This window comes from Microvirga yunnanensis (assembly GCF_025460875.1).
Genome location: NZ_JAMXFI010000013.1, coordinates 22,648 through 46,519, shown reverse-complemented (window position 1 = coordinate 46,519; position 23,872 = coordinate 22,648). Strand labels below are relative to the sequence as shown.

The 23,872-nt window shown below is 68.8% G+C and carries 18 protein-coding genes; 7 read left to right on the top strand and 11 right to left on the bottom strand.

Annotated features, from left to right (window positions below; translation table 11 throughout):
* Positions 1 to 102 precede the first annotated feature (102 nt).
* The 5 genes from NF876_RS09125 (at position 103) to NF876_RS09105 (ending at position 5,896) form a co-directional block, all read left to right on the top strand.
* On the top strand, positions 103 to 2,214 hold the full coding sequence (locus tag NF876_RS09125; RefSeq protein WP_262268481.1) for a pseudouridine synthase: 2,112 nt from the start codon (positions 103 to 105) through the stop codon (positions 2,212 to 2,214).
* A 13-nt stretch (positions 2,215 to 2,227) separates the two neighbouring features.
* On the top strand, positions 2,228 to 2,785 hold the full coding sequence (gene rsmD, locus NF876_RS09120; protein WP_262268480.1) for a 16S rRNA (guanine(966)-N(2))-methyltransferase RsmD: 558 nt from the start codon (positions 2,228 to 2,230) through the stop codon (positions 2,783 to 2,785).
* 94 nt (positions 2,786 to 2,879) lie between these two features.
* Positions 2,880 to 3,920, top strand: coding sequence for a zinc-dependent alcohol dehydrogenase family protein (locus NF876_RS09115; RefSeq protein WP_262268479.1), 1,041 nt, complete (start codon positions 2,880 to 2,882; stop codon positions 3,918 to 3,920).
* A gap of 271 nt (positions 3,921 to 4,191) precedes the next feature.
* Positions 4,192 to 5,235, top strand: a complete 1,044-nt coding sequence (gene mgrA / locus NF876_RS09110) for an L-glyceraldehyde 3-phosphate reductase (RefSeq protein WP_262268478.1) — start codon at positions 4,192 to 4,194, stop codon at positions 5,233 to 5,235.
* Positions 5,236 to 5,491: 256 nt separating this feature from the next.
* Positions 5,492 to 5,896: a PilZ domain-containing protein gene (locus tag NF876_RS09105; RefSeq protein ID WP_262268477.1), complete on the top strand. Its 405-nt coding sequence runs from the start codon at positions 5,492 to 5,494 to the stop codon at positions 5,894 to 5,896.
* A gap of 31 nt (positions 5,897 to 5,927) precedes the next feature.
* Here NF876_RS09105 and NF876_RS09100 read toward each other — a convergent pair whose 3' ends face one another.
* The 8 genes from NF876_RS09100 to ileS form a co-directional block, all read right to left on the bottom strand.
* Complete coding sequence (locus NF876_RS09100; RefSeq protein WP_262268476.1) at positions 5,928 to 6,782, bottom strand: lysine/arginine/ornithine ABC transporter substrate-binding protein; 855 nt, start codon at positions 6,780 to 6,782, stop codon at positions 5,928 to 5,930.
* A 227-nt stretch (positions 6,783 to 7,009) separates the two neighbouring features.
* Positions 7,010 to 8,860, bottom strand: coding sequence for a DNA mismatch repair endonuclease MutL (gene mutL, locus NF876_RS09095; protein WP_262268475.1), 1,851 nt, complete (start codon positions 8,858 to 8,860; stop codon positions 7,010 to 7,012).
* A gap of 250 nt (positions 8,861 to 9,110) precedes the next feature.
* Entirely contained in the window at positions 9,111 to 10,427 is a 1,317-nt protein-coding gene (locus NF876_RS09090; protein ID WP_262268474.1) for a phosphoglucose isomerase-related protein, read from the bottom strand.
* A 167-nt stretch (positions 10,428 to 10,594) separates the two neighbouring features.
* Entirely contained in the window at positions 10,595 to 11,872 is a 1,278-nt protein-coding gene (locus tag NF876_RS09085) for a M16 family metallopeptidase (RefSeq protein WP_262268473.1), read from the bottom strand.
* A gap of 31 nt (positions 11,873 to 11,903) precedes the next feature.
* A complete protein-coding gene (locus NF876_RS09080) occupies positions 11,904 to 13,235 on the bottom strand; it encodes a M16 family metallopeptidase (RefSeq protein WP_262268472.1) in 1,332 nt (443 codons plus the stop codon).
* A gap of 214 nt (positions 13,236 to 13,449) precedes the next feature.
* A complete protein-coding gene (locus NF876_RS09075; RefSeq protein ID WP_262268471.1) occupies positions 13,450 to 14,088 on the bottom strand; it encodes a hypothetical protein in 639 nt (212 codons plus the stop codon).
* Between the two features lie 87 nt (positions 14,089 to 14,175).
* Positions 14,176 to 14,640, bottom strand: a complete 465-nt coding sequence (lspA, locus tag NF876_RS09070) for a signal peptidase II (RefSeq protein WP_262268548.1) — start codon at positions 14,638 to 14,640, stop codon at positions 14,176 to 14,178.
* A gap of 167 nt (positions 14,641 to 14,807) precedes the next feature.
* Entirely contained in the window at positions 14,808 to 17,756 is a 2,949-nt protein-coding gene (ileS, locus tag NF876_RS09065) for an isoleucine--tRNA ligase (protein ID WP_262268470.1), read from the bottom strand.
* A gap of 756 nt (positions 17,757 to 18,512) precedes the next feature.
* On the opposite strand from ileS, the gene msrB reads away from it, so the two are divergent.
* On the top strand, positions 18,513 to 19,016 hold the full coding sequence (gene msrB / locus NF876_RS09060; RefSeq protein WP_262268469.1) for a peptide-methionine (R)-S-oxide reductase MsrB: 504 nt from the start codon (positions 18,513 to 18,515) through the stop codon (positions 19,014 to 19,016).
* Positions 19,017 to 19,024: 8 nt separating this feature from the next.
* Complete coding sequence (locus NF876_RS09055) at positions 19,025 to 20,194, top strand: DUF3095 domain-containing protein (RefSeq protein ID WP_262268468.1); 1,170 nt, start codon at positions 19,025 to 19,027, stop codon at positions 20,192 to 20,194.
* A gap of 135 nt (positions 20,195 to 20,329) precedes the next feature.
* Here NF876_RS09055 and NF876_RS09050 read toward each other — a convergent pair whose 3' ends face one another.
* From NF876_RS09050 to NF876_RS09040, 3 genes are all read right to left on the bottom strand, one after another.
* Positions 20,330 to 21,274: a bifunctional riboflavin kinase/FAD synthetase gene (locus tag NF876_RS09050; protein WP_262268467.1), complete on the bottom strand. Its 945-nt coding sequence runs from the start codon at positions 21,272 to 21,274 to the stop codon at positions 20,330 to 20,332.
* 257 nt (positions 21,275 to 21,531) lie between these two features.
* Positions 21,532 to 22,407 carry a TIGR01459 family HAD-type hydrolase gene (locus NF876_RS09045; protein WP_262268466.1) on the bottom strand — a complete coding sequence of 292 codons (876 nt, stop codon included), beginning with the start codon at positions 22,405 to 22,407 and terminating at the stop codon, positions 21,532 to 21,534.
* A 172-nt stretch (positions 22,408 to 22,579) separates the two neighbouring features.
* Positions 22,580 to 23,833 (bottom strand): EAL domain-containing protein, encoded by a 1,254-nt coding sequence (locus NF876_RS09040; protein WP_262268465.1) that lies wholly within the window; start codon positions 23,831 to 23,833, stop codon positions 22,580 to 22,582.
* Positions 23,834 to 23,872 lie beyond the last annotated feature (39 nt).

The following is a 23,872-nucleotide window of genomic DNA, read 5'->3' as shown; positions in this document are numbered from 1 at the left end:
ATCCGGTCGTCCCGGATCAAGCGGCTCCAGATCGGCGTTATCCGTCAAACGGTTCGTTCCTTAATCCTCGCTTCTCCGACACTCCTCTGCTATCAGGCTCCCATGACCGACAGCAACGACGATAATCGCAGGGGCCGCTCCTCGGGACGCTCCGACCATGGCCGCACCCCCGGGGACCGGCCCTTCCGCAAATCCCGCGACGGCGGCGAGCGCCCCTTCCGGGCCCGTGGCGACGACGACCGCCCGCGCAAGCCGCGCGAGGGAGGCGACCGGCCTTCGCGCAGCCGCGACGGCGACAAGCCCTTCCGCCCCCGTGGAGAAGCGGGCGACCGGCCCTTCCGCAGCCGGGACAACGATGAGCGCCCCCGCCGCTTCGAAGGCGGAGACAAGAAGCCGTTCCGGGCCCGCAGCGAGGGCGGCGACAAGCCGTTCCGCAGCCGCAGCGCCGGGGACAAGCCGTTCCGCGGCCGTGCCGGCGACGAACGCCCGCGCCGCTTCGACCGGTCGGCCGAGGATCGGCCGCGCCGCACCCGCGAGGACCGTCCCGAGGTGCAGGCCGAGCCGCAGGAGCCCGCCGAGGACCGGATCGCCAAGGTGATCGCCCGCGCCGGCATCGCGTCCCGCCGCGACGCCGAGGTGCTGATCGCCGAGGGCCGGGTCACGCTCAACGGCACGGTGCTGGAATCCCCTGCGGTCAACGTGACCGCGGCCGACAGGATCACCGTGGACGGGGAGCCCCTGCCGGCCAAGGAGCGCACGCGCCTGTGGCTCTTCCACAAGCCGCGCGGCCTCGTGACCACGGCCCGCGACCCGGAGGGCCGTCCGACCGTGTTCGACAACCTGCCCGAGGACCTGCCCCGCGTGGTGGCGGTGGGCCGGCTCGACATCAACACGGAAGGCCTGCTGCTCCTGACCAACGACGGTGGCCTCGCCCGCGTGATCGCCCATCCCGACACGGGATGGTTGCGCCGCTACAAGGTGCGCGCCCACGGCGAGATCAACCAGGCGGACCTGGACCGCCTGCGCGACGGCATCAGCATCGACGGGATCGATTACGGCCCCATCGAGGCGCGCCTCGATCGGGTGCAGGGCGACAACGCCTGGATCACCATGGGCCTGCGGGAAGGCAAGAACCGCGAGATCAAGCGGATCCTCGAGCATCTCGGCGTTCAGGTGAACCGCCTCATCCGCATGTCCTTCGGCCCGTTCCAGCTCGGCGACCTCGAGGTCGGCCTCGTGGAGGAGGTGCGCACCAAGGTGCTGCGGGATCAGCTCGGCGAGGCGCTCGCCGCCGAGGCCGGCGTCGATTTCGAGAGCCCGGTGCGCGAGCCCATCGCGCCCTTCGGCTCCTCGAAGAAGCAGGACCGGGAGGAGCGCGGCGAGCGTCCCGGCCGCTTCGGCCGCGACCGGGACGACGAGCGCCCGCGCCGTCGCCGTGACGACGATGAGAGGCCGTCCCGCGGCCGCGGCGGCGACCGCTTCGAGCGCGACGAGGAGGAGCCCCGGAAGCGCCCCTCCCGCCTCGACGTGAAGACCAGCGTGTGGCGGGCCGGCGAAACGGACGAGGACGCTCCGCGCCGAAAGGTCCCACGCCGGGGCGCCGATCCGAAGGAGGCCCGCGCGGCGAGCGGCGAGCGCGAGCGCGAGCGCGTCGGGGCGATCGCGTCGCGCGAAGGCCGCAAGGTGGTGGTGGAACGTCTCGTGCGCCAGCCCGAGGACGAGGAAGCCCCTCCGCCGCGCAGGGGCCGCGCCTCCGCCGGAGAGGATCGTCCGCGCCGTCGCGACGACCGCGACGCGGTGCCGGCTCGCCGCGGCCGCGAGGGCGGAGACCGTCCGGCCCGTCGCGAGGATGACCGCCCGCGGCGTCCTGCGGGCGACAGGCCGTTCCGCGCCCGCGCCGAGGGAAGCGAGGATCGTCCCCGCGCCCGCCAGGGCGAGCGCCCCTTCCGGGCCCGTGGCGACGACGACCGCCCGCGCAAGCCGCAGGGTGACCGGCCGTTCCGGGCCCGCGGCGACGACGACCGACCCCGTCGCGGCCCTCCGCGGGGCGATGGGCCCTCGCGCGGCGGTCCGAGAGGCGATGGGCCGAGAGGCGATGGTCCGAGGGGCGGCGGCTTCAAGGGTGGCCCCAGGGGCAGCGCGTCCAAGGGCGGAGCCTCCAAGGGCGGCTTCAAGGGCGGCGGTTCCAAGGGCGGCCCGCGCGGCCGCCGCTGATGGGGTTTAGACGATGAGAATCGTGGGCGGGCGCTGGCGCGGCCGCTCGCTCAAGGGGCCGAGCTCGGACGCCATCCGCCCGACCTCGGACCGCCTGCGCGAGACGCTCTTCAACATCCTGCAGCACGGCTACGACGATCCCATCGAGGGCGCACGCGTGCTCGATCTCTTCGCGGGCACCGGCGCTCTGGGCCTGGAGGCGCTCTCGCGCGGGGCCGCCTTCGCGCTCTTCGTCGACGACGGGGCGCAGTCCCGCGGCATCATCCGCGAGAACGTGGAAGCCCTCGGGGCCGGGGGCGCGACCCGCCTGTTCCGCCGCGACGCCACCCGCATGGGCGAGGCCGCGCCCAACCCCCCCTTCTCCGTGGTGTTCTGCGATCCGCCCTACGGCCGCGATCTCGCGCCCAAGGCCCTGCGCGCCTGCGCCGAGGGCGGCTGGCTTTTGCCCGATTCGCTCGTGATCGTCGAGGAAGCGCAGGGCGCCGAGGTCACGCTGCCCGAAGGCTTCGAGGAGCTCGAGCGGCGCGATTACGGGGAGACGCAAGTGGTGTTCGGGCGCTATCGCGCTTGACCTTCTGCAGTCTGCCGGCACTCCCGCATTTGCCCCGCCTTCGCCGGCCCGCTATACCGCCCCTTCCCCTTTCGATCGTAATGGAAGCTCCATCATGAAAGCGGTTCTCTTCGAGCAGTTCGGCCAGCCGCCGCGGGTGCAGACCGTGCCGGATCCGACGCCCTCGGCCGAGGGCGTGGTGATCAAGGTGGAGGCGACGGGCCTGTGCCGGAGCGACTGGCACGGCTGGATGGGGCATGATCCCGACGTGGTGCTGCCGCACGTGCCGGGGCATGAGCTTGCCGGCACGGTGCTGGCCACAGGCCGCCAGGTCACGCGCTGGAAGACGGGCGATCGCGTCACGGTGCCGTTCGTCGGCGGCTGCGGCCATTGCCATGAATGCCATTCCGGCAACCACCAGGTCTGCGAGCAGCAGTTCCAGCCGGGCTTCACCGCCTGGGGCTCGTTTGCCGAATACGTCGCGGTCGACTACGCCGACACCAACCTCGTCGCCCTCCCCGACGAGCTCGATTTCGCCACCGCGGCGAGCCTCGGCTGCCGCTTCGTCACATCGTTCCGCGCCATCGTCGACCAGGGCCGGGTGAAGCCCGGCGAATGGGTGGCGGTGCACGGATGCGGCGGCGTGGGCCTGTCGGCGATCATGATCGCGTCCGCCATGGGGGCGAACGTGATCGCCATCGATCTCACGGACGAGAAGCTCGCATTCGCCAGGACGATGGGCGCGGTGGCGACGGTGAATGCCCGCGACGGCAGGGATGTGGTCAGCGCCGTGAAGGAGATCACGCGGGGCGGCGCGCATGTCTCCATCGACGCCCTCGGCCACCCGGCGACCTGCTTCAACTCCATCGCCAACCTGCGCCGCCGCGGGCGTCACGTTCAGGTCGGCCTGATGGTGGGCGAGCACGCCCGCGCGCAGGTGCCGATGGCGCAGATCATCGCGCACGAGCTGGAGGTCTACGGCAGCCACGGCATGCAGGCCTTCCGCTACCAGGACATGATGGCCATGATCCGGACCGGCAAGCTCATGCCGCAGCAACTCGTCGGCCGGCACATCAGCCTCGACGAGGCGCCTGCCGCCTTGATGGCCATGGACCGGTTCGAGGGGCTCGGCATCAGCGTCATCACGCGGTTCTGAAACCGTCTGGGCCCTCTTGTCATCCCCGGCCTTGTGCCGGTGATCCCGATCGTTCGGATCGCCGCGCCTCACCGGATCGGGATGGCCGGCGAGAGGCGGGTGATGACCGGTCGGCCATGACGGGGTGGGTGTCACCCGGTCTGATCCTGCTCCCCGTGCTTCGCGGCAAGGGCAAGAAACATGCGCCTCGTCCTGCATTCACGTTGTTGAACGCCTGCCGGGCGCGCTATGTAACCCCCTCGGTCTGAAAATTGCCCCGCTGGAGATACCGATGGCCTACCTGCCCGCCGAGAACCGCTACGACGAGATGCTCTACAATCGCTGCGGCCGCAGCGGGCTGCTGCTGCCGGCGATCTCGCTCGGGCTCTGGCATAACTTCGGCGAGGACAAGTCGGCCGCGACTGCCCGGGAGATCTGCCGGACGGCGTTCGATCTCGGCGTCACGCATTTCGATCTCGCCAACAATTACGGCCCTCCTCCGGGCTCGGCCGAGACCCTGTTCGGCGAAATCCTGCGCAACGATTTCCACGGGCTGCGCGACGAGCTCGTGATCTCCACCAAGGCCGGCTACCGCATGTGGCCCGGCCCCTACGGCGAATGGGGCAGCCGCAAGTATCTGCTCTCGAGCCTCGACCAGAGCCTCAAGCGCATGGGGCTCGACTATGTCGACATCTTCTACTCGCACCGCTTCGATCCGGACACGCCGCTCGAAGAGACCATGCTGGCACTCGATTCCGCCGTGCGGCAGGGCAAGGCGCTCTATGTCGGCCTCTCGTCCTACAACAGCCAGCGCACCCGCGAGGCCCTGGCCATCCTGCGCGAGCTCAAGACGCCCTGCGTCATCCATCAGCCGAGCTATTCCATGCTCAACCGCTGGGTCGAGGAGGACGGGCTGCTCGACACGCTCGAGGATCTCGGCATGGGGTCGATCGTGTTCTCGCCCTTGGCCCAGGGCATGCTGACCACGAAGTATCTCAACGGCATTCCCGAGGAGAGCCGCGCCGCCCAGGGCAAGTCCCTGCGCACGAGCTTCATCAACGACGACAACATCGCCCGCATCCGGGGCCTCAACGGCATCGCCGAGCGGCGCGGCCAGACCCTGGCGCAGATGGCCCTGGCCTGGGTTCTGCGCGGCGGACGCGTCACCTCGGCGCTCATCGGGGCGAGCCGGCCCGAACAGGTCGTCGACTGCGTCGGCGCGCTCAAGAACCTGTCGTTCACCGCCGACGAGCTCGCCGAGATCGACCAATATGCCGGCGAAGGCAACCTGAACATCTGGGCCGCCTCGGCCGAGCGGAAGGGCCCGTCCCGGTAATCCACACCCGAGCACCAGACCCGAACGCGGAAAGCCCTCTCGGGTCTGGTGCTCCATCGTCGGGTCGGGCATGATTCCGTGTGGACAACGGAACCCGCCCTTTGTCGACGCGGCCTTCTTTTTCCCGGAGCGCGGGTTCACAAAGCGCGGGAAAGTCCCAGCTTCCGGGGGACTACCCCTTCGGAGGGACTTGAGAAGTCGGTTAACAAATGGTTAAAGCCAAGCTTCGTACGCCATTTGACCGAAGGTCACTTCCATGGTTCCCGTCACCGCTCTCGATAACCGTCGGCAAGCCAGGCGCTTCCCCACGCATCACCCTGCGAAGATCATGCTGGGTCCCGAGGCGATGATCTCCTGCACGGTGAAGGACATCTCCACCGGCGGAGCCAGGATCGCGGTCAAGCGGCACACGGACCTGCCGGAAACCTTCGAGCTGTACATCGCAGCGCACGACCTGCAGGTGCGCCGGGCACGGGTCTGCTGGCGCCATGGGGATTTCGCCGGCATCGCATTCAGCGCCGAGGAGGCCGACATGGCTCCGGCCGGCGAAGCCGCCGAGGCGCTGAGCTTCGCGGCTTGCCTCGACCAGGCCGCCATGCCGGCCCATCTCGCGTCCAAGCCGGCGCGCAAGGATCTCAAGCTCTATCGCACCACGGTCTGATCGAACGACGTCCCGTTGATCGGGGCGCCGTTCAGGTCGTCGGTGTGACGTCGATCTTGAACCACTTCTCCGACAGCTTCTTGATCGTGCCGTCCGCCTTGGCGGCCGCGATCGCCTCGTTGAACATGGCCTTCAGATCGGCCTCCTCCTTGCGCAGCCCCACGCCGACGCCGGGGCCGAGCAGCCCGCCGGTGATCGAGGGTCCGACGATGGCGAAGTCCTTGAACTCGGGCTTGCGCAGGGTTCCGCCCAGCGCGGTGGCGTCCGCCAGAACCGCGTCGATGCGGCCGGCCGCCAGATCGAGATCGTGCTGCTCCGTGGTCTTGTACTCACGGATCTCGGCCACGTCCTTCAGGTACTTGTCGGCGAAGTTCGAGTGGATGGTCGAGGTCTGCACCCCGACGGTCTTGCCCTTCAGGAGCGGCTTCAGGTCGGCGATGGCCTTCTCGGCGGCCGCCTGCTGGGTCGACAGGTTGAAGGCCTGACCGGTGCCCGGCATCTTGGCGAGCGGAGAATCCTTCGACACGAGGAAGCCATTGGGCCCGGCCGCATAGGGGTTCGAGAAATCGATGGTCTTCTTGCGCTCGTCGGTGATGCTCATGCCGGCCATGATGGCGTCGTACTTCTTGGCGGTGAGCGCCGGGATGATGCCGTCCCAGTCCTGGGCGACGATCTCGCACTTCACCTTCATGCGGGCGCACAGCTCATTGGCCAGATCGACCTCGAAGCCCTCGAGCTTGCCGCCCGGCCCGGTGAAGTTCCACGGCTCGTAGGCGCCTTCCGTCGCGATCTTGACGGTGTCCCACTTCTTGCCCTGGGCGAGAGCGCCGCCGACCGCCAGGGCGGCGCCGAGGAGAGAGACACCAACGATTCGTGAGACCTTCATTGCCGTTCTCCTGACTCAAAGGGTTGGTCCGAGGCGAGAGAGGGCTGCCCGCGCTCCTTCGAAGGAGAGGAGATCGGCCCGATGCGACGGCCAGGAGCCGCCAAGGCGCCGGGCCACTGCGCGCTCAGCACGTCATCACGCCTCTGCTGGGAAACGCCCGGGCACCGGGGCCGTGTTCCCTCGGCCGTCGGGCCCAAAAGGGGGGCCCACATTTCACGTCCGATGCGCTAGCGCCGTCCGAACAGGCGCTCGATATCCGTCAGCTTGAGCTCGACATAGGTCGGCCGGCCGTGATTGCACTGGCCTGAGAGCGGCGTCGCCTCCATCTCGCGCAGCAGGGCGTTCATCTCCTCGGGCCGCATGCGTCGTCCGGCCCGGATGGAACCGTGGCAGGACATGCGCGAGAGCACCGCGTCGAGGCGCTCCTCCAGCGGGCTCGCGGCCCCCTGCCCCCATTCCGCCAGCGCGTCGGCCACATCCTGCACCAGCGCCTTGATGCGCCCGCCCGCGAGCGCGGACGGCACTTCGCGCACGAGCAGAGCACCATGGCCGAACGGCTCGACCACGAGACCGAGTTCCTCCAGGGACGAAGCCTCCGCCAGCACCCGGTCCGCGTCCACGGGGTCGAGGTCGACCACTTCGGGGATCAGCAGCAATTGCCGGGCGATGCCCGCCGAGGCGCGCTCACGCTTCAGCCGCTCGTAGACCAGGCGCTCATGGGCGGCATGCTGATCCACGATGACGATGCCGTCCTGGGTCTGCGCGACGATGTAGGTGCCGTGCAGCTGCGCGCGGGCGGCGCCCAGAGGCGCCTCCCCGGCCTCGGGCTCGACCTCTTGGGTCGCCGCCCGGCTGTCGGCGGACGGAACCGACAGATCGGACAGGCTCGCCTGCCTGTCCGCGAAGCCGGAAGCGTTCGCATGGGGCCGCTCCGGCGCATCGAGCGGCGCCTGCCAGTTGGCGAAGGCGCTGGTCGGCCGGATCGCATGGGTACGGTGCGGATAGGCCTGGCGGATGGGCAGCGCGCCTTGCGGGCGCAGGCTCTCCAGCGTGCGCGTCCCGCCCGTGGACGACGCCCGGAAGGCGGTGCGGGTGATCGCCTCCTTCAGCGCACCGACCACGAAGCCGCGCACGAAGGCCGGATCGCGGAAGCGCACCTCGGTCTTGGCCGGATGCACGTTGACGTCCACCGCCCGGGGATCGAGATCGATCATGATGGCGAGGACCGGATGCCGGTCGGACGCCATCACGTCCGCGTAGGCGCCGCGCACGGCGCCGAGCAGCAGCTTGTCCCGCACGGGCCGGCCGTTGACCACGAAATGGATCGCCGTTCCGGTGCCGCGGTGATAGGTCGGCAGGCTTGCGAAACCGGTAAGCCGCACGCCCTCGCGCTCGACCCCGATGGCCATGGCGTTCTCGTGGAACTCGGATCCGAGCACCCGCGAGAGGCGGCGCAGGAATCCGTGCTCGCCGGGCTCCTCCGGCGGGTAGGTGAAGGCGGTCAGGTGTTCGCCCGACAGGGTGAAGCGGACCGTGGGATGCGCGATGGCGAGCCGCTTGACGATCTCGGCCACCGCCTGCGCCTCGGAGCGGTCGCTCTTCAGGAATTTCAGGCGCGCCGGCGTGGCGGAGAACAGATCCGTCACCTCGACCCGGGTGCCCTTCGCGGCCGGGGCCGGGCGCACGGGGCCTTTCACCCCCGCCTCCACCAGGATGGAGGAGCCGGTCTCCGCCTCCGCGGTTCGCGTCAGGATGGACAGGCGCGCGACCGCCCCGATGGACGGCAGCGCCTCGCCCCGGAAACCCAGGGTGTCGATCGAGAACAGGTCGCCATCCGGAAGCTTGGAGGTGGCGTGGCGCTCGACGGCGAGCTCGAGATCCTCCGGGGTCATGCCGCGACCGTCGTCGACGATGCGGATCAGGCGCCGTCCACCGGCCTCGACGGCGATCTCGATGGAGGCCGCGCCCGCATCGACCGCATTCTCCACCAGCTCCTTCACGGCCGCGGCCGGACGCTCGACGACCTCGCCGGCGGCGATGCGGTCGACCAGAATGGGATCGAGGCGGCGAACAGGCATGCGGGGCGTCCCGGCTCCGGATTCGAGAATAGGGAAGATAGGGGCTGACCGCGACGGAAACCAGAACGCGCGACGTTATTCCCCTGCTCTCTCCGGCTCTCGCCGGGGGCTCGAGGCCGCCATGTGAGGCTGCCCCCTCTCCCGTCATCACCGGCCTTGTGCCGGTGATGACGGGAGATGAGGCTGGGTGCTTTTCCGACCGGGATGGCCGGCACGAGGCCGGCCATGACGTGGCGGGTGGGACGTCCCGTTACCCTTGCGCCAGATACTCCTTGGCCAGGAGCTTGGCCTCCTCCACGGCAGGCTGGTCGAACGGGTCGACCCCCATGGCGTAGCCGGCCAGGATCGTCTCCAGCATGAAATGCATGAGAAGCTCGCCCAGGGCGCCCTCGTTCAGGGTCTCGACATGGATCTGCCGGGTCGGGCGGCTGTTCTTGGCGAAGGTGTCGGCCATGGCGCGGCCCTGGGCGGCCACCAGGTCCCCGATGGTCTTGCCGGCGAACGCGGCCTGACCCGCACGCTTGGCCAGAGATGCGTCCATCACGGGCCCCTTCCCGGCGACGCCCGTGGTCAGCACCGTGAACAGCTTGTCGTTGGGGCCGGCGAGATAGAGCTGCTGCTGGCTGTGCTGGTCCACCGGGCCGATGGCGGCGACCGGCTGCGTGCCCTTGCCGTCCTTGCCGACGCTCTCGGCCCAGAGCTGGACCCACCAGCGGGTGAAGCGCTCGAGCCGGTCCGCATAGGCCATCGTCACCGCGATGCCCTTGCCGGCCTTGGCGGCCGCCACGTTGAGCGCGGCCCCCAGGGCGGCCGGCGCGTCCTTGGCCGCGGCCCCGCTGCGGAACGGCGCGTAGGCGTCGGCCGCGCCCTGCCGGATGGCGTCGATGTCCAGACCGAGCACCGCGGCCGGCAGGAGCCCCACATTGGTCAGCACCGAATAGCGCCCGCCGATGCCGGTATGGTGCTCCAGGAAGCGCACGCCCTCCGGCTCCAGGAGATCGCGAAGGGCGTTCTTGCCGCCGTCCTTGCGAGGCTCGGACAGGCCGAGGAACAGATCGTTGGGATGGGAGCGCAGGCCGGCCTTTTCCAGGGCCGTGAGCACCGCGATGGTCTGCATCAGCGTCTCGCCCGTGCCCCCGGATTTAGAGATCGCCACGAACTTGCTCGATGAGAGCGGGAGCTTGTGCAGGATGCGGTCGAAGGTGATCGGATCGAGATTGTCGAGGAAGTGGATGCGGGGGCTCTCTGTGAAGCGGCCCGTGCCCGGCACCGCGTAATCCTTCAGCTGCGCGAGGGTCTGTCCGCCGAGGCTCGATCCGCCGACGCCGAGAATGACCACGTCGGTCGCATCGTCGCGCAGGAAAGCGGCCGCCTCGCGGATGCCGGCCAGATCGTCGGTGGTGCGCGGCATGTGGAGAAGCGGCAGCCGGCCCGACGCATCGTCCTCGGCCAGCCGCTTCATGGCCTCGCCGACGAGGCCCAGCGCATCGTCGAGCGCCGCCTGCGGCAGACCGCCTTCCCCGATATTGGTGTCAAGGGCAAGATCGATCGATTGCTGCAGGGCCATGGGCGTACTCCGACTCGTTCAAAGCAGGAGCGAAAGATTAGGGCAGAGCGGCGCCGGAGGCTAGGGCCGTGGGAGCGGGCGCGAGGTGTCTGCTCCGGGCGGCTGTTCGGGAGCGCGGCGCCCCTCGGATCGCGGTCACCGGGACATGCCCGGTGACCAGGTGGCGGTCACACGCCGGTTGGCCGGCCGGCGATCACCGTGAGCATCCGGCCGTCGCCGAAGATCTGCGCGGCAGCCTTGCGGATGTCCGCCTGCGTCACGGCCGCGACCAGGCCGTTCCGACGGGCGATGTAGTCGATGCCGAGGCCTTCGAACGCGATCTGCGCCAGGGTGTGGGCGATCTTCGTCGAGGTGTCGAAGCCGAGGGCGTAGGAGCCGGTGAGGTAATCCTTCGCCTTCTGCAGCTCCTCGTCGGACGGGCCTTCGCTCGTCAGCTTCGCCATCTCGTCCGCGATGACGTCGAGCGCCTCGACCACGCGCTCGTTCTTGGTGGCGGTGTAGCCCCAGGTCATGCTGGCCGAACGGTAGCTCACGAGGGAGGTGCCGACGCTGTAGGCGAGGCCGCGCTTCTCGCGCACTTCCTGGAACAGGCGCGAGGTGAACGCGCCGCCGCCGAGGATGTGGTTGAGCACATAGGCCGGGATGAAGCCCGGATCGCGCCAGGCGATGCCGTTCATGCCGAAGCGGATGACCGACTGGGGCACGTCGAGATCGACAACGATGCGCGTTCCCAGCTTCTGCAGGGAGGCGGTCTCGATGAGGCCGAGGGCCGGGGCTTCCGGCAGGAAGCCGAACACCTTGTCGAGCAGAGCGGAGAGGTCGTCGCCGCCGATGGCGCCCACCACGGCGATCTTGACGCGGCCGCGGGCGATGATGGCCTTGTGCATGGCGACGAGATCGTCGCGGGTGATCGCCGCGACGCTCTCGGGCGTGCCCGAGGTCGGACGCCCGTAGGGATGGCCGGCGAAGCCCTCCTCGAAGAAGCGGCGCGTCGCCATGACGCCCGGATCGTTCTGCTGGTACTTCAGGCCCGCGATGGTCTGGGCGCGCACGCGCTCGATGGCATCCTGGTCGAAGCGCGGTTCGGTCAAGGCGAGCCGCAGCAGATCGAAGGCTTCGTCCGCGTGCTTGACCAGCGTCTTCAGGGAGCCGCCGAGGGCGTCGTTGCCCGCATTGAACGACAGCTCGATGGCATGGGCCGCCAGGCGCTCCTGGAAGGCGTCGGAATCGTACTCGCCGGCTCCTTCGTCGAGCAGGCGCGCGAGCATCTGCGCCACGCCGGGCTTGTCCGCGGGATCGTGCGCCGAGCCCCCCTCGAAGATGAAGGAAACGGCGATCAGCGGAACCACGTCGGACTCGACGTGCCATGCCTCGACCCCACGGGCGGAGGTCAGCGCCTTCACCGTGGTCGGAGACGAGGACATGGTTTCGACAGAAGCTGTCATGGGCACCTCGGTTCTTGTGCAGGCGGGCTTTTTAGGAGACCGGCTTCTGCAGATAGCCCGTCACGGAACGGCGGGGAATGAGATAGCGCTCGGCCGCGGAGGCGAGATCGTCCTTCTGGATGGTTTCGATCTCGACCGGCCAGCGGCGCACCTCCTCGATGGTCTCGCCGATGGCGAGCGCCGAGCCGTAGATGCGGGCGAGCGAGGATTGGCTGTCGGTGGAATAGATCGTCTCGGCCACGAGGCGCGTCTTGGCGCGTTCGATGGAATCCGCATCGAGCGCCTCGGCCGGAATGGTCTTGAGCACCTGATCGACGGCCTCTTCCAGCGCCTGGAGCGACACGCCTTCGGCCGGCACGGCATAGACGCAGAAGCGCGTATCCTCCATGGCGGAGGACATGTACCAGGCGCCGGCGTTCACGGCGATACCGCGCTCCATCACGAGCTTGCGGTAGAGATACGAGGTCGGCCCGCCGCCGATCACCTCGGCGAGAAGCTCGAGCGAGTAGCAGTCGCGCTGCGAGGCCGTGCGGCAGGACGGTACGAGGTAGAGCCGCTGCATGGTCGGCTGCTCGACCTTCGGATCGGCCACGGTGATGTGGCGCGCCGCCACGGGCTCGGGCTCGCGCGGACGCATCCGGACCGGACGCTTGCCCTGCGGGGCGATGCGGCCGTAGGTGGCGTCGGCCAGCCGGCGCACCTCGTCCTCGCTCACGTCGCCCGCCACGACCAGAATGCCGTTCTCGGGCGTGTAGAAGCGGCGATAATAGTCGAGCGCATGATCGCGGTTGAGCGTCTCGATCTCGTGCATCCAGCCGATGATCGGAATGCCGTAGGGGTGATGCACGAACAGGGAAGCCGCCATCGCTTCGGAGAGCTGCGCCGACGGATCGGTCTCGACGCGCATGCGGCGCTCTTCGAGCACCACGTCGCGCTCGGGCGCGATGACGGATTCCTCCAGGAGGAGGTTCGTCATGCGGTCGGCCTCGAACTCCATCATGGTCTTGAGGTTCTCGCGGGCGACGCGCTGGAAATAGGCCGTGTAGTCGAAGGACGTGAACGCATTCTCCTGACCGCCGAGGCCCGAGACCACCTTCGAGAACTCCCCGGCCGGGTGCTTCTCCGTGCCCTTGAACATCAGATGCTCGAGGAAATGCGCGATGCCCGACTGTCCGAGCGGATCATCGGCCGAACCGTTGCGGTACCAGATCATATGCGTGACCACAGGGACCCGGCGGTCCGGGATGACCACGACGTCGAGACCATTGTCGAGCGTGAAGGAGGACAGGTTCGGGCCACTGCCTTCCGTCCGCCCGAAGGAGGCGGCGTCAGCGCGAAGAAGGGGCTTTGAGGCGGTGTCCATGACGTTTCAACCTTGGCGACATCAATGCGTTTCGCAGGGTGGTTCCTACGGGATAGTCAAATTAGGAGGCTATGCAAGCGAAGCCGCTGATCTTTCCTGTGCGGCGCGAATTGTCCGGAAGTGTCGGAGCAGGCTTGGCTTTTGATGGCCCCATAACGGTTTCAGGCGAACGGATCGACCCGTTCGCCTGAAGGAAGGAAGGAGGAGACAATGCTTACTGCCTGCTCTGCTGCTGGCGGAGATAGGCCGACGGGCTGTCGGGATCGCCGGACACGATCGGATCGGCCGTGGCCTTGATGCGGCGGCCGCCCTGGGCCTTGAGCAGATCGCCCGGAGGATCGCTGAGATAGCGCCGGTCGAGGCCGTTGCCTTCGAGCTGCGGCTTGTCCTCCTTGGAGAAGGCGCGCAGCTCGTCGGGGCTCATGCGGGCGATATCGGCCTGCCGGCCGACCGGGTATTGCGGGCCGGCGGCCGCGGCGTTGGGATTGCGTCCGGCGCGCATCTCCTCGATGGAGAGACGCTTGCCTTCCGTGTTCTTGTAGAGTTCGGAACTGGTGTAGGGCATGCGGGCTTCGGCCGCGGCCTTGCGGCGGGCCGCCACGTCCGGATCCTTGGGCCAGTTGGCGTTGCGCGCCTCGGCACCGCTGCTCGCGACCGGGGCCGGCAGATCCATCTTGGGCGGAAGCACGAGCGGCGCGCGCTCGTTGTAGGTGATGGGGGCCTTCTCCTTGGGAATGATGCCGATGGCGCCGAGGATGCTCTTCACGGCCTCGCCTTCCTCGGCCGAAGCACCGGTGGCAGCGATCAGAAGCGCCAAGGCCCCCGCGCGGCCTATGATTTTCATTCCCTTCATGGCACCCACCATTCGTTTCTCATTGTGGCCGGAAGGCCTGATCGCTCATTCTGGCGAACATATGGCAAACGGCGCCACAAAATATCGTTATTTCGCCCGCCGCCCCTCCAGGACGAAGGAGTCATAAAGCAAACCAACCACCCCCGCAACGATGGCGGCATCGGCCACGTTGAACACGTACCAGGACCAGGTTCCCACATGGATCTGGATGAAATCGAACACGGCCCCGTAGGCCAGCCGGTCGATGACGTTCCCGATCGCCCCGCCGACGATCAGGCCGAGGGACGCGGCCAGAAGCTTGGCCGTGGTGCGCCGGATCCAGAACGACAGGCCGATGGCGGCCAGGATCGAGATGACGATCAGCCCCCAGCGGCCGATCTCCGAGTTCTGCTGGAACAGACCGTAGGAAATGCCCCGGTTCCACACCACGATCAGGTTGACGAAGGGAGCGAACGCGACCGGCTCCCTCACCGGCAGATCGTAGACGAAGAGGGTATAGAGCTTGGTGGCCTGATCGAGCACCAGGGTGAGCAGGGCCGCCGTGAAGCCCAGGACGGCGGCGGCCGACAGGCCCTTCTGGACCGCGCGGCCCCTGCCTCTTCCTTTCGAACTCCCGCCTTTCGAGCTCCCCGACCGGTTCGCGGGGCGCGGACGCGGCGAACCGGCCTGCGGGGTCATCCCCGCATCCGTCAGCGGCACGCCGGAATCGTCGGGCTTGCTCATTCCGCCGCCGCCTTCAGCTGGTCCCATTCGCGCAGGGCCGCCGCGTCGCGGGGCGTCACGTCCGGGTAATCGGGATCGGCCCCGACATCGGGCGTGACCTTCCAGGAGCGGGCGCATTTGCGGCCCTGGGCCAGGGCCGGCACGACCGCCACGCCCTTGACGTCCTCGAGGCGGAAGGCGTCGGCCGGGCCTTCGCCCTGCACCACCTGGATGCCCGACGTGATGCAGATCTCGGCGAGGTCCAGGCCTTGGACGGCCCGGAACAGGCTCTCGTCGGCGATGTGGACGACGGGCGCCGCCTCCAGGCTCGCGCCGATGCGCTTCTGCGCGCGCTCGATCTCCAGCGCGCCGGTGACGACGCGGCGGACGCGGCGGACCTTCGCCCAGCGTTCGGCGAGCGCCTCGTCGCGCCACTCGGCCGGCACCTGCGGGAAGGTTTCCAGATGCACCGATTCCGCCTGCGGATAGCGGGCGAGCCAGGACTCCTCCGCCGTGAAGGCGAGGATCGGGGCGATCCAGGCCGCGACGCAGCGGAAGGTCTGGTCGATCACCGTGAGGGCGCTCTTGCGCACCTTGCCGGAGATCGGATCGCAGTAGAGCGAGTCCTTGCGGATGTCGAAATAGAACGCCGACAGGTCCGTGGTCATGAACGAGGTCAGCAGCGCGACCACGCGCTTGTAGTCGTAGTTGCCATAGGCCTCGCGCACCTCGCCGCCGAGTTCGACCAGGCGGTGCAGCACGAAGCGCTCGAGATCGGGCATCTCGTCGAACGCGACCGTGTCGGCCTCGCGGAAATGCGCCAGCGAGCCCAGCATCCAGCGGATCGTGTTGCGCAGCTTGCGGTAGGTCTCGGCCGTCGTCTTGATGATCTCCGGACCGATGCGCTGATCGTCCCAGTAATCGACCGACGCGGTCCAGAGGCGCAGGATGTCGGCGCCGTATTCCTTGATGATGCTCTGCGGCGCGACCGTGTTGCCGAGCGACTTCGACATCTTACGGCCCTGCTCGTCGAGGGTGAAGCCGTGCGTGACGACGATGTCGTAGGGCGCGCGGCCGCGCGTGCCGCAGCTCTCGAGCAGCGAGGAGTGGAACCAGCCGCGGTGCTGGTCCGAGCCTTCGAGATACATGACCTGGTCGGGCCCGCCGTCCACCTTGCGCGTCACCTTCAAGTCCTCGCGCTTCTCGAGCGCGAAGGCGTGGGTGCAGCCGGAATCGAACCAGACGTCGAGGATGTCGTTGATCTTGTCGAAATCGCCGAGGTCGTAGCCGCCGGCCTTCAGGAAGCGCGATCCGTCATCGGCATACCAGGCATCCGCGCCCTCCTGCTCGAAGGCCTGCGCGATGGCGTCGTTGACGCGTTCGTCCTTGAGGATCTCGTTGGTGCCCTTCCGGACGAAGACCGCGATCGGCACACCCCAGGCGCGCTGGCGAGAGACCACCCAGTCGGGCCGGTTCTCGATCATGCCGGTGATGCGGTTCTCGCCGGTTTCGGGCACCCACTCGACGGTCTTGATGCCGTGCAGCGCGCGCTGGCGCAGGGTGTCGCCGTGAGCGTCGAGCGGCTTGTCCATCGAGATGAACCATTGCGGCGTGTTGCGGAAGATCAGCGGACCCTTCGAGCGCCAGGAATGCGGATACTGGTGCTTGAGGCGCCCGCGCGCGACGAGCGCCCCGACCTCGACGAGCTTCTTGATCACCGCCTCGTTGGCGCCGGCATCCTTGCCCTTGTCGTCGTAGATGCGCTCGCCGGCGAAGAACGGCACGTCGGGGAAATACGACGAGTCCGGCGAGACCGTGTGCGGCACTTCCCTCGTGCCGCAGGCGGCGAAGACGTCGCGGTGCTTCACGTAGGTGTTGTAATCGTCCGCGCCGTGGCCGGGCGCCGTGTGCACGAAGCCCGTGCCCGCGTCGTCGGTCACGTAGTCGGCCGGCAGGACCGGAACGCCGAAGTCCCAATAGCCATGCGCGCCCTCGAGCCCGCGGAACGGATGCGCGCAGCGCTCGATCATCACCGGGAGCACGTCCTTCACGCGCCTGTATTCGGCGACGCGCGCGGTGGCGAAGACATCGGCCGCGAGCTTGTCGGCGATGACGAGACGGTCGCCCACCTTGGCCCAGTTGTCGTCCGCCGCCTCCGTGACCTCGTAGAGGCCGTAGGCGATGGTGTCGCCATACGCGATGGCGCGGTTCGCCGGGATCGTCCAGGGGGTGGTCGTCCAGATGACCACGGACGCGCCGTCGAGATCGCCGTCCAGCGTGTTGGTGATCCTGAACTTCACCCAGATCGTCGTGGAGGTCTTCTCGTGGTACTCGACCTCGGCCTCGGCCAGCGCGGTCTTCTCCACGGACGACCACATGACCGGCTTGGAGCCGCGATAGAGCTGGTCGCTCACCGCGAACTTCATGATCTCGCGGGCGATCTGCACTTCCGCATCGTAACTCATGGTCTGGTAGGGGTTCGTCCAGTCGCCCTCGACCCCCAGGCGCTTGAACTCCTCGCGCTGCACGTCGATCCACTTCTCGGCGAAGGCCCGGCATTCGCGGCGGAACTCGACGATGTCCACGTCGTCCTTGTTCTTGCCCTTGGCTCGGTACTCCTCCTCGATCTTCCACTCGATCGGCAGGCCGTGGCAGTCCCACCCGGGCACGTAGTTGGAATCGAAGCCCAGCATGCCCTGGGAGCGGACCACCATGTCCTTGAGGATCTTGTTCAGCGCATGGCCGATATGGATGTTGCCGTTGGCGTAGGGCGGGCCGTCATGCAGCACGAAGCGCGGACGGCCCTTCTGGACCTCGCGCAGGCGCTCGTAGAGCCGGTTCTCGTTCCAGCGCTGGAGGAGCAGTGGCTCCCGTTGCGGCAGGCCGGCCCGCATGGGGAACTCGGTCTGCGGCAGGAAGAGGGTTTCGGAATAGTCGCGGGTGGCGCTTTCGGGCTTGTCGGTCATCGTGGTCAATCGGTCTTGTGTGGCCCGTAAAATGAGGCGGGCGCATCGGGCTTCTGTCGGAGGCGAACGGCTAGGATCCCGGACCTTCGCGGGTCATGCGAAAGCCGGGCCGATAATTCGCGCAGCCCCTATGCGGGCGGCCAGCGGAGCCTGGGAAGCCGTGGACATGACGAGCCTTTTAGCAGCGCCGGGCCGGATAATAAAGCGCAGACGCATGGGTTTGCCGAACGGCCGGACCACCGGCCCGGAACCATCGCCACGGTTCCGATTTGCCCCCGCGCGGGCCGAACGGGCCCGCTTCTCGAAGATGGAACCCTTCCCATGTCCCCGACCGGCTCGACCGGACCAAGACGGTGGTCCCGGCGCTGTCGCGCGGCCCGGAGAGCCTGGGTGAGGCCTTCTGTTCGCAGGCCCCGATCCGCTGCGGCATCCTCGCCCCCTGCCGGTCGAGGATGCCTCCGTCTTGTGGCCGGAGCAGACGAGTCCCTATATTCCGGTCGGTCGCATCACGGTTGAGCCTCAGGAGGCCTGGAGCGACGGCAAAGCGGCCGCGCCATCGACGAGGGCCTGTCCTTCGATCCGTGGCTCGGCCTTGCCGCCCACAGGCCCCTCGGTGCCGTCATGCGCCTGCGTCGGACGGCCTTCGAGGCCTCCGTCGCGTTCAGGGCGGCCCTGACGGGCATTCGATCGAGGAGCCGAAGACGCTGGACGCCATTCCGGTGTAAGGTTTCTCCAAGCTGATTGAGAGGAAGAACAATGGCTCACTCCCCCGTGGACGAGAAGCGGCGCTCGAAGGCCGGCTTCGACCTCACCCCACCCAGCCGCGAACAGCTGCACGCCCTGGTGGCGAACCTCGACGACGAGGAGCGCCGGGTCCTGCTGGAGCACGGCACCGAGCGGCCGTTCTGCGGCATCTTCAACGAGGCCAAGGAGAAGGGCACCTATTGCTGCCGCCTCTGCGGCCTGCCGCTGTTCAACGCGGGCACCAAGTTCGAATCCGGCACCGGCTGGCCGAGCTTCTTCGACCCGATCGACCGCGAGCACATCGCGTTCGTGCGGGACACGAGCTACGGCATGGTCCGCACCGAGATCCGTTGCGCCCGCTGCGAGGGGCATCTCGGCCACGTGTTCAACGACGGCCCGCCGCCGACCGGCGAGCGCTACTGCATGAACTCGGTGTCGATGCGCTTCGTGGCCGAAGGCGACCCGCTCCCGGACGAGCTGGGTCGAGGAGCCCCGGAGGGCGAAGCGGCGGGCTGACGCCCACCATGGGCGTCCCTCTTCAGGAAACGGGCCGGCAGGCGGAGGCGGACTTCTACGCCCGCCTGCCGGTCTTCGACCATTTCTCCCAATTGACCGATCCCGGGCTCTACATGCCCGTGCCGGACGATTGGGTGCTGGGCCTCAGCGACATCGTGCGCTCGACCGGCGCCATCGCGGCCGGGCGCTACAAGGAGGTCAACACGGCGGCCGCCTCCGTGATCGCGGCTGTGGCCAACAGGCTCGGCACGAGCGAATTCCCCTTCGTGTTCGGCGGCGACGGAGCAAGCTTCGCCCTGCCGGCCTCTCAATCCGGTCCCGCCCGCGAGGCGCTGGCCGCCGTGGCCGCCTGGGTGCGGGACGTCTTCGGCTTCGAGCTGCGCATCGCCATGGTTCCGGTTGCGGAGATCCGGGCCAAGGGCCACGACGTGCGGATCGCCCGCTTCGCGGCCTCCCCCGACGTGTCCTACGCCATGTTCTCCGGCGGCGGCCTCGCCTATGCCGAGCGGCGGATGAAGGACGGCGCCTTCGCGGTGCCTCCGGCGCCGCCCGGCACCCTGCCCGATCTGACCGGGCTGACCTGCCGCTTCGACGAGATCACCCCCCAGCGCGGCGTCATCCTGTCCCTGATCCTGCTGCCCGAGCCCACGGCGGGCCCGGACGCCTTCAACACCCTCGTCGGACAGGTCCTGTCCCTGGCCGAGGGCCAGGAGGCCGGCCGGCCTCTCCCCGAAAACGGACCGGCCCTGACCACGCCCTTCAGGGGCTTCGGCATCGAGGCGAAAACCGTCTCGCGGGACGGGGCGGGCCTTCTTACCTTAGGGAAATTGGCGGTGCGCCGCCTGATCTCGTTCCTGGTCTTCCGGTTCGGGCTCAATGTCGGCCGCTTCGATCCGGTCCGCTACCGGCGCCAGCTGGTCGAGAACACGGATTTCCGCAAGTTCGACGACGGCCTGCGCATGACCCTCGACTGCACCCCGGCGCTCGCCGACCGGCTCGAAGCCCTGCTCTCGGAGACGCGGCGGACGGGGATCGCCCGTTACGGCCTGCACCGGCAGGAGGCCGCCCTCATGACCTGCTTCGTGCCTTCGGCGACCCGCAGCGACCATATCCACTTCGTCGACGGTGCCATGGGCGGCTACGCCATGGCCGCACAGGGGCTCAAGCCTGCCGCGTGAAGCGGGATCGCGCCGGAAGGAACGAAACGAGGATCGGGAAGGCCGGGACAAGCCCGGCCATGACATGGTTGGTTCTTGGGACGCTTCGGTGAGCTGCGTCAGATCATCGTGAGCCTCCGGCACCGCGTCGAACGATCAGCCAATCATCGAGACCGTCCTGTCCGCGGCCAGCATCCGCTTCGCCTCGACGGAATCCCGATCCATCCGGGCGATCAGCGCCTCGATGCCGTCGAAGCGTTCCTCGCCTCGGATCCAGCCGACGAACTCAACGTCCAGGGTTTGCCCGTACAGATCCCCGGAAAAATCGAACAGGTGCACCTCGAGGAGCGGGGCGCCGTTGTCGAAGGTGGGCCTGCGGCCGAAGCTTGCGACGCCGTCGACCGGCCGGCCCGCCACGCTGGCCCTGACCGCGTAGATCCCGTGGCGGAGACGGCAATCGTCGGGAAGCCGCATGTTGGCGGTGGGGTAGCCGAGCTCCCGGCCGCGCTTGTCGCCGTGGCGCACCTGCGCCTGCACGAACCAGCGGTAGCCGAGAAGCCGGTTGGCTGTGGCGATGTCGCCCGCCTCCAGGGCCGCCCGGATGGCGCTGGAGGAGACCGGCTCCGCCCCCTCGACGATCGCGGGCGCGACCAGACAATCGAGCCCGCGCTCCCGGCACAGCTCCGCCATCCGGGCCGGATTGCCCTCGCGCCCGCGGCCGAAATGGAAATCGTGGCCGATCACCACGCCCGAGAGCCGGAGGTCCCGCGCCAGCAGATCGACGAAACCCGCCGCCGTCAGGGCCGCGAGGCCGCCGCTGAAGCGCCGCTGGAAGACCCCGTCGAGGCCCAGTCGCTCGAAGATCGCGAGCTTCACCGGCTCGGGCGTCAGGCGGAAGAGCGGCCTGTCGGGCTGGAAGAAGGTGCGCGGATGAGGCTCGAAGGTGACGACGGCGGACGGACGGCCGCTGGTCTGGGCCATCGTCAGGAGATGCCGGTGTCCCCGGTGCACGCCGTCGAAATTGCCGATGGCCGCTACGGCTCCCACGAGGCTCTCGGGCACGGGCTCGCCATCGCGGCAGATCGCGAACGGGATGGGCATCGGGAGAGAGACCTCGGAACTCATCGGGCGGATATGGGTGCGGGCGCGACCCTGTCGAAAACCGGCCTGCGGGTCAAGGGAGGCGCTTTCGATTCAACCCGGCGGGGTTCACGGACGATGGCCCACCCTCCGGCGTCATGGCCGGCCGGTCATCACCCGCCTCTCGCCGGCCATCCCGATGGGAAGGGCGCAACGCCTCACGGAAGCGGGATCACCGGGACAAGCCCGGTGATGACAGTCTCACGTCCTGTCGCGCTCTACCAGGACAGGACTTCCGTGAAGGCCGTCGGCCGGACCGGCTGACGGCCGACCCAGTCCTGCACATGGTCCGAGACGAGGCCTCCGTTGTGGAGGCCCAGTTCCTCGGCGTGGATGCCGCGGGCGATCATGAGCGAGTCGATGCCGTAACCCGCCGCGCCCGCGATGTCCGTGCGGATCGCGTCGCCGACGGCGAGCACCTTCTCCTTCGGGATGGAACGTCCGGCGATTTCCGCCCCGACAGCGAGCGCCCGGTCGTAGACGGGACCATGCGGCTTGCCCGCATAGAAGACCTCGCCGCCCATCTCCTCGTAGGCGAGCGCGATCGTTCCCGCGCAGGGCAGGATCATGCTGCCGCGCTCCACGATGAGGTCCGGATTGGCGCAGACCATGAGCAGCTGCCGGCGCCGCATGGCCTCGAGCTGCGGCCGGTAGTCCTCGACCGTCTCCTCCTCGTCGTTGTCGAAGCCCGAGCAGACCACGTAATCGGCCTCGTCGATGGAGCCGAAGCGCACGTCGAGCCCGCCGTAGATCGGCATGTCCCGGGGCGGCCCGATATGGTGGACGATCCTGTCGATGCGCTCCGCGATGGCGAGCCGCGTCAGGTCTCCGGAGGTGACGATGGCGTCATAGGCCGTGCGGGGCACGCCGAAGCCGTCGAGCTGCATTCCGACGGAGGCCCCGGGCCGGGGCGCGTTGGACACGAGGACGACCCGTCCGCCGTTGGCGCGGAACCGGGTGAGCGCATCGCTGGCCGCCTCGTAGGCCTTGACCCCGTTGTGGAGCACGCCCCAGACGTCGCACAGGACGAGATCGTAGTTGTCGGCGAGAGGCTGCAGGCCCTCGACGTGGACGGGACGGGACGGAGCGGTCATGAGGTCTCCCTGGCACATCGTGCGGACCCGGAGGGCCGCTGACGCGGCCCTCACGGTCCGCGCCGAACGATGTGCACTTCGATAATCGGCATCGCTCCTGACAGTGGAATGCGCTGTCAGGAGCGATGCTTGTGCTCTGAGACCGGGCGGGTAGGCCCTTGCGCCGCTCAAGTCAACCGGTGCGCCGCAGAAGGGCCGGCGCAGGCTCCAGGCCGAAGGGTTGCGGGGCCGCCTGGTCGCCGGCGATCTCCGGCTTGATCGGACGCGGGGCCGCGAAGGCGAAGCCCTGCCCCAGCGGCACGCCGAGATCGCAGAGGACCGGAACCATCCCGTCCTGGTCGACCCGCTCGGCGATGAGCCGGATGCCCTGGCGGCGCAGGGCCGGGGCGAAGTCGCGCACGTCCAGCTCCGGCCCGGCATAGCGGCCGTCCGTCTGCTCGGCCGCCTTGATCATGAGATCGGCCGGCAGCTTCATGAAGCGGATGCCGAGGTCGCCCAGGGCCACGGGATCGAACCGCAGGTCGGCGGCGCGGTCGAGGGAGAACGGAACGCCCCGCTCGCGCAGGGCGGAGAGCGCAGCCCTGTGATCGGCGTCGAGGTGGCGCCAGCTGTGCTGGGGCAGTTCCAGGACGATCTTGCCGAGCAGGTCCGGGCTGGCGTCGACGAGCCCCGCGAGCGACCACAGGAAGCCCGGCTCGGCGACCGCATGGGCGGTCAGGTTCACGCTCACGATGGCTTCGCTGCCGCGGGCGACGAGATGGCGCGCGACCGCCATGGCACGCATCAGGACCCGGCGGTCGAAATCCGCCGCGCGTCCGGAGGCTTCGAGGATCGGCAGGAAGTCCGCCGGCCCGAGGAGCGTTCCATCGGCCAGGCGCAGCCGCGCCAGCGCCTCGTAGAAGCGGATCTTGAGCTGCGGCAGAGACACGACCGGCTGCAGGTGCAGCTCGATCCGGTCGGCCTCGAAGGCCTGGGCCACCAGCCTCATCCGGCCGACCTCTTCGGTCGACGGGCTGCGCATCGACGGCAGCAGGGACGGTTCGGGGAAGCGGACCCCCTGGGGGCGGGCCTGCGGCGGCGGCTCCATCGCGGGGTCGGCCGACCGGGCCAGTTCGCGCAGAACGGCCGCCGGGCCGACCGCCGGCCCCGGCGAACGCAGGACCAGCGGCGCAGGCGGAACCTGTCCGTCCGCCGGAGCGCCCGCGAATCGCATCGCCAGCGCCTGCCGCTCCGCTTCGGCCTGCCACCACAGGACGACGAGACCGAAGAAGACGGTCATGACCAGAAAGCCGAAAACCGGCAGGACGAGCCCCGCCTCCATCGGCATGGTGGCCGAGGCGGCAGCCGTCAGGATGGCCGGCGCGAAGGCGAGCAGCGCCGCCTTCCTGTCCCGCAGGACTGAAGTGTTTTTCTTGTTCGTCACCATGGGTGCCCCCGCTCCCCTGGCTCGGCGAATATGCGCGAA